General features: G+C 63.0%; 11 protein-coding genes. 7 read left to right on the top strand and 4 right to left on the bottom strand.

Going from position 1 to position 14,346, the window contains the following annotated elements; genetic code table 11:
- Positions 1–136 precede the first annotated feature (136 nt).
- Entirely contained in the window at positions 137–406 is a 270-nt protein-coding gene (locus tag ABE472_RS11175) for a hypothetical protein (RefSeq protein ID WP_121037094.1), read from the bottom strand.
- A gap of 258 nt (positions 407–664) precedes the next feature.
- Positions 665–1,246 carry a TetR family transcriptional regulator gene (locus ABE472_RS11180; RefSeq protein WP_346466197.1) on the bottom strand — a complete coding sequence of 194 codons (582 nt, stop codon included), beginning with the start codon at positions 1,244–1,246 and terminating at the stop codon, positions 665–667.
- A 178-nt stretch (positions 1,247–1,424) separates the two neighbouring features.
- On the opposite strand from ABE472_RS11180, the gene ABE472_RS11185 reads away from it, so the two are divergent.
- The 4 genes from ABE472_RS11185 (at position 1,425) to ABE472_RS11200 (ending at position 5,325) form a co-directional block, all read left to right on the top strand.
- The gene (locus ABE472_RS11185) at positions 1,425–2,522 is read left to right on the top strand and encodes an alkene reductase (RefSeq protein ID WP_346466198.1); all 1,098 of its coding nucleotides are present in this window, start codon (positions 1,425–1,427) and stop codon (positions 2,520–2,522) included.
- Between the two features lie 59 nt (positions 2,523–2,581).
- Entirely contained in the window at positions 2,582–3,370 is a 789-nt protein-coding gene (locus tag ABE472_RS11190) for an SDR family oxidoreductase (RefSeq protein ID WP_313218622.1), read from the top strand.
- Positions 3,371–3,396: 26 nt separating this feature from the next.
- Positions 3,397–4,260 (top strand): alpha/beta hydrolase, encoded by an 864-nt coding sequence (locus ABE472_RS11195; protein ID WP_346466199.1) that lies wholly within the window; start codon positions 3,397–3,399, stop codon positions 4,258–4,260.
- 63 nt (positions 4,261–4,323) lie between these two features.
- Positions 4,324–5,325 carry an NADP-dependent oxidoreductase gene (locus tag ABE472_RS11200; RefSeq protein WP_346466200.1) on the top strand — a complete coding sequence of 334 codons (1,002 nt, stop codon included), beginning with the start codon at positions 4,324–4,326 and terminating at the stop codon, positions 5,323–5,325.
- A 35-nt stretch (positions 5,326–5,360) separates the two neighbouring features.
- Here ABE472_RS11200 and ABE472_RS11205 read toward each other — a convergent pair whose 3' ends face one another.
- Complete coding sequence (locus tag ABE472_RS11205; RefSeq protein ID WP_346466201.1) at positions 5,361–6,680, bottom strand: hypothetical protein; 1,320 nt, start codon at positions 6,678–6,680, stop codon at positions 5,361–5,363.
- A gap of 629 nt (positions 6,681–7,309) precedes the next feature.
- Here ABE472_RS11205 and ABE472_RS11210 point away from each other — a divergent pair.
- Complete coding sequence (locus tag ABE472_RS11210) at positions 7,310–10,798, top strand: autotransporter outer membrane beta-barrel domain-containing protein (RefSeq protein ID WP_346466202.1); 3,489 nt, start codon at positions 7,310–7,312, stop codon at positions 10,796–10,798.
- Between the two features lie 96 nt (positions 10,799–10,894).
- Here the strand turns inward: ABE472_RS11210 and ABE472_RS11215 are convergent, their stop codons facing one another.
- A complete protein-coding gene (locus tag ABE472_RS11215) occupies positions 10,895–11,185 on the bottom strand; it encodes a hypothetical protein (RefSeq protein WP_346466203.1) in 291 nt (96 codons plus the stop codon).
- A 103-nt stretch (positions 11,186–11,288) separates the two neighbouring features.
- Here ABE472_RS11215 and ABE472_RS11220 point away from each other — a divergent pair, with 103 nt between their 5' ends.
- Entirely contained in the window at positions 11,289–12,389 is a 1,101-nt protein-coding gene (locus tag ABE472_RS11220; RefSeq protein ID WP_346466204.1) for a hypothetical protein, read from the top strand.
- 46 nt (positions 12,390–12,435) lie between these two features.
- Positions 12,436–14,346, top strand: a 1,911-nt coding sequence (locus ABE472_RS11225; RefSeq protein WP_346466205.1) for a BCCT family transporter, incomplete at its 3' end; no start/stop codon positions are given.

The following is a 14,346-nucleotide window of genomic DNA, read 5'->3' on the forward strand; positions in this document are numbered from 1 at the left end:
CCAGGACTACGGGGTAAGAGTGCGTACGGATGGGACACTTCCTTGCAATGACGATTGCACGATCATCGACAACGGGTGGCCTGCGTAGGCCACCCGTTGTCGATTCAAACGTTGCTCACACACGGAGCACGAGCGATCAACCGCGTGGCTTGCGGCGGGGCGCCTGTTCGAGCTGCTGCACACGGCCTTCGATCTGATCCAGACGCTGGTTGGCCTGCTGCGCGGATTGATTGGCCGATTCGGCGCTCTGGGCTGCGCCCTGCACCTTCGTGTCGAGTTGATCAAGGCGTGAGTTGATCGTTGCGAACTCGTCCTTGTACGTGGCGCAGGAACTGAGGCCTACGGTAGCGATGATTGCCACAGCCAGCGTACGCGCCGTCGTCATTTGTTTTGTGGTCAGAAACATTGCAGTGCCTCCTTTGTCTGGGGTGTTCGGACTATAGCGGCCTTTTCACCAGCGCCATGACCGGCATTCAGTTGAAGCTGGGAGACGTAGAGGGAGCGTGATGATGGGCTGCCACCGGCGTGGTACAAGACGCAGCATCCGATTTTCAGGCCCGGTCAGGCGAACCAAGCAGTGAGGCCAGCGCGCGGCAACGTGCACGCTTTTTCATCACTGAGCGCACGCCACGTGCTGCGCTTTGCGGATCTGGGCCAGCACCCGTCAGCCGTTGGGCACACCACCCAACCGCGCCAGCACGTCTTCCCGGCACACATCCAGAATCTCGTCCGCCAGCGGCGAGTCGTCCGGGCAGGACCTGGACAACACCATCGCGCCGACCGCCTGGGCCATCAACGCGATGCGCCGAGCACGCGCCTGTTCCGACGTGGGGCCGTCGGCCTGCCCTTCCGGGTAGGGAGAGACGGCCAGCTGCGCCTCGATACCTGCAGCGAAGGCCGACTTGACCGGATCCGGCTGACGCGCCGCGTCGGTGCACAGCGCCGACATGGTGCAGCCCTGGCCTGGCGCGTCACGATGCTGCCGGGACAGGTAGTAGCGCATGAAGCTCGCCAGGTCCATGTCGGCGGCGGCATCGGCCGATTTCGCCAGGCCGCAGCTTGCTGCCTCCGCCATCAGGTCGGCCTTGGAGCCGAAGTGCTTGTAGAAGCCGCCATGGGTAAAGCCGGCGGCCGCCATGAGGTCTGCGACGCCCACACCGTCGTAGCCCCGCTCCCTGAAAAGCGTGGAAGCGGTGTCGACGATGTGCGCCCGGTTGGCCTGCGCCTGTGCCTTGGTGACCTTCATGACGGGTGGTCTCTTGCCGTTCTGCCTCGATAGACGCGCACTTTACCACGGATAGATGATCACCATCATCAAACCATTGACATCTAAGATTACGGTCATCATCATTGCGTCACTTCCAGGCGACGCCACTGCCGGCCCGCCCGCGCCATCCCTCACCGCTCACGACCCCGCACCCACCATGACGACCTCGACGCTCTTCCAGTCCTACCCCCTTGGCCCGCTGACCCTGGCCAACCGCATCGTCATGGCACCGTTGACGCGCAACCGCGCCGGGGCCGGTCTTGTGCCCGGTCCGTTCGCCGCCACCTACTACGCCCAGCGCGCTTCGGCCGGCCTGATCATCACCGAGGCCACCCAGATCTCGGCGCAGGCCCAGGGTTACCAGGACACGCCGGGGCTTTACACGCAGGATCAGATCGATGGCTGGCGCAAGGTCACCGATGCCGTGCACGCGCGCGGCGGGCGCATCTTCGTGCAGCTGTGGCACGTGGGCCGCATCTCCCACGTGGATCTGCAGCCCGGCAACGCCGCGCCCGTGTCCGCCTCGGCCATCCGGGCGCACACCAAGACCTTCGTCCACAACGGCTTTGTCGATGTGTCCGAGCCGCGTGCACTGGAGATCGACGAACTGCCGGCCATCGTCAACGACTTCCGTCAGGCCGCCGCCAATGCGATCGCCGCTGGGTTCGACGGTGTCGAAGTCCACGGTGCCAACGGCTACCTGCTCGAACAGTTCATCAAGGACGGCGCCAACCAGCGCACCGATGCCTACGGCGGCTCGATCGAAAACCGTGCACGCCTGCTGCTGGAGGTCACTGCGGCCGTAGCCGCTGAGATCGGCGCCGATCGCACCGGCGTGCGCCTCTCGCCCGTCTCGCCGGCCAACGCCATCGCGACCATCAGCGATCCGCAGCCGCAGTACGACTACATCGTCGATCAGCTCAGCGCGCTGGGCATCGTCTACCTGCATATGGTCGAAGGCGCGACGGGTGGCCCGCGCGATGTCGCGCCGTTCGACTTCGACGGCCTGCGCCGCCGTTTCACCGGCACCTACCTGGCCAACAACGGCTATGACCTGGAGCTGGCCAACGCGCATCTCGCCGGTGGCAAGGCCGACCTGTTCGCCTTTGGCCGTGCCTTCATCAGCAATCCGGATCTGGTCGAACGCCTGAAAACCGGCGCGCCCTTGAACGCCCTGAACCCGGCCACGTTGTATGGCGGCGGCGCGGAAGGCTACACCGACTACCCCGGCCTGACCGACACGTTCGCGCAGTAACCCCGTCGCCATCGCCGCGCTGCATCCCCGTTCCCCCATTACATGTCAAGAGACACACCATGAGCCTGCTTCCTGCTGTCCTCATCACCGGCGCCTCCAGCGGCATCGGCACCGTTTACGCCGAACGATTTGCTCGCCGCGGCCACGATCTGGTACTGGTCGCGCGCGACACGGCGCGGCTGGACGCACTGGCCGTGCGCCTGCGCCACGACACCGGCGTTGCCATCGATGTACTTCCGGCCGACCTCACCCTGCGCAGCGACCTGGCCACCGTTGAAGCCCGCCTCCGCGAGGATGCGCGCATCGGCATCCTGATCAACAACGCCGGCATCGCCCAATCCGGTGGCTTCACCGAGCAGTCGGCCGACAGCATCGAACAACTGATCACGCTGAACACCCTCGCCCTGACCCGCTTGGCCGCTGCGGTTGCACCGCGACTGGCCAACGCCGGTGAAGGCGCGATCATCAACATCGGCTCGGTGGTTGGGCTGGCGCCGGAGTTCGGCATGTCCGTCTACGGTGCGACCAAAGCCTTCGTGCTGTTCCTGTCGCAGGGGCTCAGCCTGGAGCTGACGCCCAAGGGGGTCTACGTTCAGGCTGTGCTGCCGGCGACGACGCGCACCGAGATCTGGCAGCGGGCCGGTATCGACATCAACACGTTGCCGGAGGTGATGGATGTCGGCGAGCTGGTTGATGCGGCGCTGGTCGGCTTTGATCGCCGCGAGACCGTCACGATTCCACCGCTGCATGTGGCCGAACGCTGGGACACGCTGGACGCATCGCGTCAGGGCCTGCTCTCGGACATCCGGCAGGCGCAGGCGGCGGAACGCTATCGCCCCACCGAGTGAAGCCCTGACCCCACAGGTACGCGACCATGACGCTTCCCAGCACGCCCCCCGACTCCAGACGTTCGTTCGAGAATGCACCGACCCGCTCGCTGGAGGTCGATGGCACCCGTTTCGCGTACCGCGAACTGGGGCCGCAGCACGGCTCCCCGCTGGTCATGCTCAACCACTGGGGCGCGGTGCTCGACAACTTCGACCCGCACATCGTGGATGGCCTGGCCAGCAGGCATCGGGTCATCGCCATCGATTACCGTGGCATTGGAGAATCAGGTGGCAAAGCACCGGTAACCGTCGCGGAAATGGCGCAGGACACGATCGCGCTGATTCGCACGATGGGCTTGGGCCGCGTCGATCTGCTCGGCTTCTCGCTCGGCGGTTTCGTCGCGCAGCAGGTCGTGCTGGACGCGCCGGACCTGGTGCGGCGGCTCATCCTGACCGGTACCGGGCCGGCGGGTGGCCGCGGTATCGACCGGGTGGGCCGCGTGTCCTGGCCCTTGATCCTCAAGGGCCTGCTGACGCGGCGCGATCCCAAGTACTACCTGTTCTTCACCGCCAGCGCCCGCAGCCGACAGGCGGCCACCGCGTTCCTGCAACGGTTGAAGGAACGCACGAATGATCGCGACAGGCCGGCCTCACCCGGGGCGTTCCTGCGGCAACTGAAGGCGATCACCGCGTGGGGCAGGCAATCGCCCCAGGACCTGGGCGACATCCGTATCCCGGTGCTCATCGCGAATGGGGACAGCGACATCATGGTCCCCACGCCCAACAGTGGCGATCTGGCCCACCGCATTCCCGATGCAACGCTGGTCCTCTACGACGACGCCGGTCATGGCGGGATATTCCAGTATCACGCCGAGTTCGTTCGGGACGCGCTAGCGTTCCTCGATAACTGATGCGCCCACCACGTTCCCTGCCCAGCAGCCTGACGGCATCCCTCCACCAGAGACACACCGCCCATGAAAGCCTTCCTCGTCGACCGTTATGGCAAAAAGGAGACCGGCCGCATCGGCGACGCCCCACAGCCTCCGCTGCGCGATGACGATGTGCTCATCCGCGTGCACGCGGCCAGCGTCAATGCGCTGGACACCAAGATACGCGCCGGGGAGTTCAAGCTGATCCTGCCTTATCGCCTGCCGCTGATTCTTGGCAACGATATGGCCGGCACGGTGGTAAGTGTCGGCGCCGGGGTGCACCACTTCAAACCCGGCGATGAGGTGTATGCCCGTCCCGACGATGATCGCATCGGCACGTTCGCCGAGTTCATTGCGGTCAATGCTGCCTCGGTGGCGCTCAAACCCGGCAACCTCACCATGGTGGAGGCCGCCTCGCTGCCCCTGGTCGCACTGACCGCATGGCAGGCGCTGGTCGAAACCGCCCAGCTCAAACCCGGGCAGAAGGTCTTCATCCAGGCCGGCTCCGGCGGCGTCGGGACGGTGGCAATCCAGCTGGCCAAACATCTGGGCGCCTTCGTGGCCACCACCACCAGTACCGCCAACGTCGCGTGGGTGAAGGATCTCGGCGCAGACGTCGTCATCGATTACAAACAGCAGGATTTCGCGACGGAACTGCGTGACTACGATGTGGTGCTCAACAGCCTCGGCAAGGATGAACTGACCCGCTCGCTGCAGATCCTCAAGCCGGGCGGGCATCTCATTTCCATCTCGGGGCCACCCACGCCCGCGTTTGCTGCGGCGCGCGGACTGGCTTGGCCGCTCAAGCAGGTCATGCGCCTGCTCAGCTATGGCATCCGCAGCCAAGCCGAGCGGAAGGGCGTGACCTACACGTTCGTGTTCATGCGGGCCAGTGGGCAGCAGTTGGGCGAGATCACCTCGCTGGTGGAGGCTGGTGCGATCCGTCCGGTCATCGACAGGGTCTTCCCGTTCCAGGAGACCCAGAGCGCCTTGGCACATGTCGAGAGTGGCCGGGCCAAGGGCAAGGTGGTGGTGGAGATGCGGTAGGTCGCGACCAAGCCTCTCATCGCTGCCGAGCCTCACTACCGGTGGACATCGCCGCCCTGCACATTCGTCAAACGCCAGCCATCTGATTCCTTCTCAAGACGCCAGCCCGCGTTGAGAACAAGAGTCCAGCCCGGCCCTGTCCAGTTGGAGGCACTACCGGTAACTTCACCGCCACTCAGCGTGACAAGTGTCCAGTCTTTTGACATCAGCGCACCCGATTCCGCCGTCAGCTCGCCCCACTCGTCGCGTACCGTGAGCGGTGTGTACACCGTGCCCACCTCGTCCAGCGGAAAGAGCGCGCGCGGATCGAACGACGCGGACGGTTTACTCAGTGGAAGCCGAACCGCATCCCCACCGAGGTACCGCTTGCGATACCCGGCACTGCGCTGCTCACGGATCCTGGCGCGCTCATGTTCTTGGGCACGTACCTCGTCCATCCCATAAAGGCGACCGACACCTTCCGCCCCGGTGGCGCTGAGCGGCGTACCCAGCTGTTCGGCCAGCAATGCAGGCAGGTCAGACGCGGGCGACAGCCCGCTGCGCCAGCGCGGCGACCACCGATCCAGCAACATCCCGTACCCCGGCCCGGTCACGTACGCCGCCGATCGGACAAAGCTCGGTGAGGCATCTGCTGCAGCCAGAGCCTTGACCAACGCCGGCACCATGTTCCCCCCATTGGCAGCCGCGGCGACCCGGCGGCCCGTGTACTCGGCAAGGCCCTCATTGCGTTCAACCCTCGCCTCTTCGCCCAGCACCCGGGTGCCCGACGCCGAGCCCGCAGAACGAAGTGCCCGGAATTGCAGCGCTGCGGCGACATGCGGCCGGGCATCACGATCATCGGACGCGGACAGCGCCTGCGCCAACGCACGCATCTCCAACCGCAACGCCATCCGGCCAAGCTCACCATCAAGATGCGCTGTATCGCCTTCGGAAGCCGAAAGCCCCAACGTGGCCTGCACGCAGTGCCATTGTTCATGCCACAACAGGGTCGCGAGTCCGTCGTTGTCCGCAGGCAGCGGCAGAATCAACAGCACGTTGGAGGCCCCGTCGATATCAATGCATGTATTCGCAGGCGGCTGATCCTTCCGCAGAACGACAGACTCCACATCCCCCGTGGCGACGTTTCGACGCCAACTCGTTCCGGTGACGCGGTCATGCAGCACCACAGGGGCATCCAGCGGCACTCCCCAAAGTGCCTCTGCCGCCTGCTTCGACGCGGGCGCCTGCGCGACCGTCGCCACGCGTCGCAGCGCTTCTTCCAACCCCGGCGGCTGCACCGCAGCCGAAGCCGAAGCCGCAAACGGAATCAGGCCAGCAACGGCTATCGCAGCTGCACGGAAAGTGCGTATGGACATCCTAGTCATTGCAGGCGCGTCTCCGTGACGGCGGGTTGCCGGACATGATCTGCGACACGACACAGGTCTGCTTCGGACAGTTGCATGTCAGGTTTCTGCCGATTCTAATCCTCGCGGCGCCATCATGGCTGTTGCCGTACGGCCATTTCCGAAGAACAGCCAGCCATGGTGCAGGCGCCTACTCGCACGAATAGTCGACGTGGACGTCCCGTGCCGCCAGCCATTGCCTGAGCGGTTCAGGCAATGCGTCCTGCTCAGCGGCGCAGTAGTTTTACTGGCGGCCGCTTGCAAGTATTGCGGTTGAGTAGCGAAAGGCGCATCGCCAGACTCGCATTACTGGTGACAACCTGCACGCAGTTGAAGTACTGCCAGCGGCGGTCTGTCGCTGCTCTTCATTGGAGAGGCTGCATGGCTGTTCGCAATGACAAGCCTCAGCGCTTGGCCTCCCAAATAGGGGCGTTGCACCTCGCCCACTCCTCACACCTCGCCCACTCCCCCGCCAGCGGCTTTCCGACCGAGCAATCGGTCACGCCACCTTTTGGTACATGCGACGCAAGTCGGAGAGAAGGTTCGGCAGCCATTCTCGGCCATTGCCCCCGGCCAGATGCCAGCGATCAGAGAGAGCAATCATGAGAATTGACGGAGCATCCTCCTCGATCTCCAACATTGTTGGCGTTGGTATCGGTTTCGGCTGTGCCCCACGACGTAACTTGTTGCGGTGGTCGGACACTACTGCAGCACTCATCGCGCTATCCATATTTTTCAGTTCGGATATGGCCCAAGCGCAGGTTTCAACCTGCGCAGGGCAGACCGGCGGCTGCAGAATCGACCAGGTCCTGTTCGGCAATTCTCCAGCAACAGCGCCAATTGGCAACGACACGACTGGAGGGCTGACCATCGGCTACTCCAGCGACGGAGCCTTGGACATCCAGGGAGGCGCGACAGTCGTTAGTGGCTTCTCCTTCAACGGAATTGGAAACACGATTGGGGACTTGGCGACCGGGAATGGCGCGGTGACCGTCAGCGGCCTCAACGCCGCGTGGAACTCATCAGGCAATGCCCTCATCGTCGGCAATGCTGGAACGGGCACACTCAGTATTCAGGGCGGCGCCCAAGTCGTCAGCACGGCGGGCGGGCTCGTTGGCAATAGCGCCACTGGCTCAGGTACCGTGACAATTGACGGGCCGGGCTCACTCTGGCGGACCAACACTGCCAGCATCACGGTAGGCAGTGCAGGAAGGGGCACGCTCGCGGTCCTGAACGGAGCAAGTGTCTCCACCAGCTTCCTGGATATTGGTGGCAACGCGAATGGGTCGGGCGCAGTCACTGTGAATGGTTCTGGCTCGGTAGTGCAGACAACCGGCATGCGCGTAGGAACCGCCGGTTCGGGCACGCTCGCGATTGAGAACGGCGGGACGGTCAACAACAATGGGAACGTGTTCATTGGCAATGGCGCGTCCGGCTCTGGCGTGGTCACACTGATTGGCGCTCAAACCAACTGGAACAACAGCGGCGGTGTCTATGTCGGCCTGTTCGGTACAGGTGCGCTCACCGTTGCTGACGGTGCAACTGCCAGCGCCAGCTCCATCTACGTGGCTGCACGCACCGGAAGTCGGGGCACTGTCAACATTGGTGCACAGGCCGGCGCAGCAGCCGCCGCGCCAGGGACCCTGGCTGCCACCTCCGTCGAGTTTGGCCCTGGCATCGGCCTGCTTGTGTTCAACCACACCGCAGCCGACCATACGTTTGTCCCCGCCATCAACGGCCCTGGCGCGGTCAGCGTTCTTTCCGGGACCACCATCTTCGCCAACGACAAGGCTTACACCGGCGGCACCACCATCTCCGGTGGCACCTTGCAGCTGGGTAACGGCGGTGCTGCCGGATCGGTCGTCGGCAACATTACCGATAACGGGACGCTTGCGTTCAACCGGGGTGACGTCTACACCTTTGGCGGCGTGATTTCAGGCACCGGTGTGGTGAACCAGTTGGGGGCCGGTACCACCATCCTGACTGCCGACAACACCTACACCGGCGGTACCACAATCGCGTCGGGCACATTGCAGCTTGGCAATGGCGGTGCGGCCGGCTCCATCGTCGGCGACGTCACCGATAACGGTACGCTGGCATTCAACCGGAGCGACATACATACATTCACCGGCGCCATCTCTGGCACGGGCAACGTCAATCACGTTGGGACCGGAACCACGGTTCTGACCGCTGGAAGTACATACAGCGGGGGCACCACGATCTCGGCCGGCACGTTGCAGATAGGCAATGGCGGCACATCGGGCGCGCTTGTGGGCGATATCACCAACAATGGGCTGCTTGTCTTCAACCGGTCCAACGTGAGCGCATTCGCGGGCGCGATATCGGGTACCGGTGGGGTCGACCAGATCGGCAGCGGCACTACCCTGTTGAGCAGCACGGCCAACTCCTACAGTGGGGACACCCGCGTCAATGCGGGGGTACTGCAGGCCGGTGCGGCAGGTACCTTCAGCCCCAACACGGATGTGACCGTCGCAGCTGCCGCGATGCTTGATCTCAACGGTTTTTCACAGACCGTCGCTGGCGTCGCCAATGCTGGGCGGATCATCTTCGGTGCAGACGCACTGCCCGGCACCACGCTGACCACGCGAAATTACGCCGGCGTCGGCGGCACACTGGAGATAAACACGCTTCTGGGCGGTGACGGGTCACCGTCCGACCGGCTGGTGATAGACGGTGGCGCCGCTTCCGGCAGCTCGATCCTCGTGGCGCGTAATGCAGGTGGGCTCGGCGACGTCACCGCCGGCAACGGCATTCTCGTGGTGGATGCGGTCAATGGCGGGTTAACGAGCGGCACAGCGTTCGCGCTCACGACACCGGTAGTGGCCGGGCCATACGAGTATGGACTGCGGCGGGGCAGCGTTGACGGCAGCTCGGCCGAAAACTGGTACCTACGCTCCACCCTGGACTGCGGGGCCGCGGGCGCGCCTTCGCCCCCCTGCCCGTCACCGCCTCCTCCTCCGCCTCCTCCGCCTCCTCCGCCGCCGCCGCCGGTGCCACCACCGGATCCGCCGCCGCCACCACCCGAGCCCCCCGTGCCGCCGGCATATCGGCAAGAAGTGTCCTTGGCAGCTGCCCTTCCCTCCATGGCAGCCATCTACGCGCGCGCAGTTGTTGACACGCTGCATGAGCGGGTGGGCGATGAGCACTTGCTGAGCCAGCGCGGAGCCTCCTCACGCGATGCTGGCGTTGGCGGCGCGTGGGTCAGGGCACTGCACCACGACGGCGAACGCGACGGAGGCAACCAGGGCATCTATGGAAGCAGAGGGCCTGGGTTCGACTACGCGTTTGATGTGCTGCAAGTGGGCGTAGACCTCTACCGTTCCATCAGCGAGGACGGCAGCCATCAGCATGCCGGTGGTTATCTGGCCTACGGCAAGGCGCGTGGGAGGGTGCGGCACAATCTGCTCGACTACGATTTCCATGCCGGTACCGACGAATTCGACGCGCGCACCGTCGGCGCGTACTGGACAGCATTCTCGCCCCGTGGTGCTTATGTGGACTCGGTGGCGCAGTACACCTGGTATGACATGCGAGCCAAATCCACCCGGCTGCCGGACATATTCACCAACGGGACCGGCGTGCTGGCGTCCGTGGAAGTGGGCTGGCCCTGGTTGCTGGGCGCGGAACGAATCGGCGACATGTCGAAGCCAGGCTGGCGCATGGAGCCGCAAGCCCAGGTCATCTGGCAGAAGACCGCGCTGGACGACCTTGTCGACTCGACCGCGCGGGTACGATACACGGATGACGACGCTAGCGTTGGCAGATTGGGAGTACGGCTGAGCCGGCTCGGCCAGCGAGCGGCAGACTCAGGTGATCGAGCGACAAGTTGGTGGATCCGCGCCAATGCCTGGCACCAGTTCAGCGGTTCGCCAACCACTGAATTTTCCAGTGCACGCGGCTACGTACCTTTCACCGCTGACCTCGGCGACAGTTGGGGTGAAGTTGGCGTCGGCGGCACCTGGCAGGTGAGTGCCGTCGGCTATCTCTTCGCGGATGCTGACTACACGTGGAGCTTCGATGGCGAAGAATCATCATGGAACGGAAAGCTGGGCATGCGTTGGCAGTGGTAGGGATGGCACGAACAGATGCGGTAATCGCTTGAATAACCCCTGTGCAAAGCCGATTGCACTGTCTGTCATCGGCCAGCAGCTGTCATCGGTAGCTGCCTAGCGTTTTGGGCATCTGCGACGAACGAACCCATCTCCGGGAAGGCTGACCGAGGTCAGCTCCTCGCCGTCCTGGGAGAGTTTGAAGTGTTCCGTGGCGATCCACGTCTCGCCCTCTCCAGAGAGATGAAGGATCAGGGCTATCTCGTACCGCCCCTCTGATACAACTGCCTTGACCGGCCCATCACTCTCCCAAAAGGTGATGTGATCCTTTCCGATCAGGAGCCGGGAGTCGTTGTTGGCCGTTCCACAATCTGAAAGCCACGCATTCCATTCACCAACGAAAATCATGCCGCGCGCACCATGCGGAAGATATCCCTCGCTTGGGTGGCTCGCGCCAACGCGCTAGACTTGGACGCTTTCATTCGCAAAATGGAGGCCACGGGACACTATCGTGAAGGTATTTCCCCTGATTTTTTTGTGTGCTGCGGCATCGGCCACAGACACAATCCATGCTCAAGAAGCGCCCGACACTCAGGCAGAACCGTTTGTCGATGTGGGTGGCGCCGTCCGGTTTAATTATGGCTGGCTGGACTACGGCCCCACAAGCCGTTTGCAACTTGAACTGCTTCGCGCAGACGTCAAGGCCGGCGCTGGTCCCCTTTTCTTATCGGCTCAGTATCGCTGGTATGACGGCTTCGATGCCGTCCACCATGCCTACGCCGGATGGAATTTCACCGACCAAACGCAGCTCAAAGCGGGCATCCAGCAGGTCCCCTTCGGACTTCTGCCTACCGTTTCCCAGAGCTTTTGGTTTGGCTCAGGCTACTACCTTGGCATTGAAGACGATTACGATCCGGGTGTGACGATTAGCCATCGAAGTGGCGACGACCACTGGATAGCCGGCTGGTTCTCGGGCGATGAATACGGAAGCAGCTCCCGCTACGACCGATACTCCTTTGACGTGGCCCAGACCGCTGACCTGCCCTACAAGGAGCGGGAGCGCGTTCATTTCAGATACGAACACACCAGCTCCTTGCATGACGGTGAGCTGCTGCTCGGGGCTTCTGCATTCAGCGGTCAGGTTCAGAACACCACCACCCGCCGTCACTATGGCCACCAGGGTGCAGCGCTGCATGCCCAGTGGAAACGCGATGGCTGGACGACTCAGCTGCAATGGGCTCGCTACCGTTACAGCGTGCCAGGCGACCGGATTGCGATGTCAGCGTTCCTTGCCCCTTTCGAGATTGCGTCGGAAGCCGATGTCCCCAGCGCAAACGTGGCCTACTCCTTCGGTGAGAAGCGTTGGCTCGATGACATCACCTGCTACAACAACCTCAGCATGACGCGCCCGGTGGGGCGCAGCCAAAGCGTGAGGGAGTCATGGCAGAACGTCACCGGATGCAGCCTGCAAAAAGGGATCATGTTGACTTACGTTGACTGGATTGCGGGCAAGAACATGTGGTTTGCGGGCGGCGACGGCATCGGAATCGATGACGGCGGCCCCTCCCGCTGGCATAGCCGGCTCAACCTCAACATCGGGTTCTATTTCTAAGCGCAAGCCGCATTCCTGCTTCAACGATCATCAACCGGAGGAATCTATGCAGAGCCCAGCTCCGCCATCCACTCCTGTTCGCCAGCGCATCTTGCCGCAGGTGTTCATTCCCACTGCGGCCATCGTGCTTTTACTGTTGGCGCTATCCATCTTTGTTCCAGAAAAAGCAACGACTTGGTTCACGGCGGCCAAGAACTGGACCGCCAATGACGCGGGCTGGTTCACCATCTTATCGGTCGCAGGCTTCTTGGTCTTTGTGGTCGGTGTCGCGATCAGTGGCTACGGGCGCATCAAGCTCGGCCCAGACCACAGTCGCCCTGATTACAGCTATGCCTCGTGGTTTGCCATGCTCTTTGCCGCAGGCATGGGCATTGGCCTGATGTTCTTCGGCGTGGCAGAGCCGATCATGCACTACGCCACCCCGCCGACAGGCACGGCCGAGTCTGCCGAGGCAGCTCGCCAGGCGATGCGTATCACCTTCTTCCATTGGGGCGTGCATGCGTGGGCCATCTACGCCGTTGTTGCGCTGGCACTGGCCTACTTTGCCTATCGCCACAACCTACCGCTGCGGGTGCGATCAGCGCTCTATCCACTCATTGGAGAACGCATCCACGGACCTATCGGCCACGCGGTCGATACGTTTGCAGCCCTTGGCACCATCTTTGGCCTGGCCACGTCGCTTGGCCTTGGGGTGATGCAGATCAACTCAGGACTGAACTACCTGTTCGGCTTGGAAGTGAGCACCCTCGTGCAGGTGTCCTTGATCGGCATCATCATCCTGGTGGCCACAGGCTCTGTCGTCGCGGGGCTCGATAGTGGTGTCCGTCGCCTTTCTGAGATCAACATGATCATGGCCGTGGCACTGCTTGCCTTTGTGCTTGTCTGCGGTCCCACGGTCCACCTGATGCAGGCATTTGTCCAGAACACCGGCATGTATGCCTCCCAGCTCTTTTCAATGACCTTCAACCTGTATGCCTATGAGCCCAGTGGCTGGCTTGGCGGCTGGACGTTGTTCTACTGGGGTTGGTGGATTGCGTGGTCGCCCTTCGTTGGGATGTTCATCGCCCGTATTTCGCGAGGCCGCACGGTGCGTGAATTTGTGGTTGGCGTCTTGCTGGTGCCGCTGGGATTCACGTTCCTTTGGATGACCATCTACGGCAACTCGGCCTTGTTCATGGTCCGCTCCGAAGGTGTTCAAGAGCTCGTCAAGGCAGTATCAGATGACAGCTCAATGGCGTTGTTTGAGTTTCTGCGCCACCTTCCTCTGACGATGATCACCTCCTCGCTTGCTGTTATCCTCGTCGCCCTGTTCTTTGTCACATCCGCTGACTCCGGCGCGCTGGTCATAGACATGCTGACCTCCAAGGGTGAGGAAGAGTCTCCGGTTTGGCAGCGCATCTTCTGGGCGCTACTGGTCGGCGGCATCGCTGTTGCCCTGCTCATTGCAGGTGGTCTTGAATCACTCCAAGCTGCGACTATCGCCAGCGCCCTCCCCTTTACGATCGTCATGATCTTGATGTGTTGGGGGCTTCTCAAAGCCATGCATCTCGATGCAACCAAGCGCTCGATTTCTCGTGATGCACGACTGCTTCCGGGCACCAGCGACGATTGGCGCGCCAGGCTCAAACTGCTTGCTCATAATCCCGTCAAGATCGAGGTCGTTGGCTTTATCAAGGATCAGGTGCTGCCCGCACTCCAAGAGGTCGCGGTAGAGCTGCGCAAGCAGGATCTTCCGGTTGAAGTTACCCAAGGAGAGGATGGGCGCGCCTGGCTTCGCGTAGGCCATGGCGAGGAAATGGACTTTTTCTACTCGGTGCGTCCCCAGCCTTACGAGCCGCCCACCTTCGCGTTGCAGGACCCGCGTCGCCCGGTGAGCGAGGGCACCCGCCACTATCGGGCTGAGGTCTACCTGCGCGAAGGCGGGCAAGACTACGACGTTATGGGCTGGCCAAAGGTG

The sequence above is a fragment of the Stenotrophomonas sp. TWI809 genome (assembly GCF_039673205.1).
Lineage (GTDB): Bacteria > Pseudomonadota > Gammaproteobacteria > Xanthomonadales > Xanthomonadaceae > Stenotrophomonas.

Coding starts and splice junctions, on each gene's coding strand:
- ABE472_RS11185 (WP_346466198.1), top strand. CDS start 1,425: ATGACGACCTCGACGCTCTTCCAGTCCTACCCCCTTGGCCCGCTGACC.
- ABE472_RS11180 (WP_346466197.1), bottom strand. CDS start 1,246: ATGAAGGTCACCAAGGCACAGGCGCAGGCCAACCGGGCGCACATCGTC.
- ABE472_RS11200 (WP_346466200.1), top strand. CDS start 4,324: ATGAAAGCCTTCCTCGTCGACCGTTATGGCAAAAAGGAGACCGGCCGC.
- ABE472_RS11210 (WP_346466202.1), top strand. CDS start 7,310: ATGAGAATTGACGGAGCATCCTCCTCGATCTCCAACATTGTTGGCGTT.
- ABE472_RS11215 (WP_346466203.1), bottom strand. CDS start 11,185: ATGATTTTCGTTGGTGAATGGAATGCGTGGCTTTCAGATTGTGGAACG.
- ABE472_RS11190 (WP_313218622.1), top strand. CDS start 2,582: ATGAGCCTGCTTCCTGCTGTCCTCATCACCGGCGCCTCCAGCGGCATC.
- ABE472_RS11195 (WP_346466199.1), top strand. CDS start 3,397: ATGACGCTTCCCAGCACGCCCCCCGACTCCAGACGTTCGTTCGAGAAT.
- ABE472_RS11205 (WP_346466201.1), bottom strand. CDS start 6,680: ATGTCCATACGCACTTTCCGTGCAGCTGCGATAGCCGTTGCTGGCCTG.
- ABE472_RS11175 (WP_121037094.1), bottom strand. CDS start 406: ATGTTTCTGACCACAAAACAAATGACGACGGCGCGTACGCTGGCTGTG.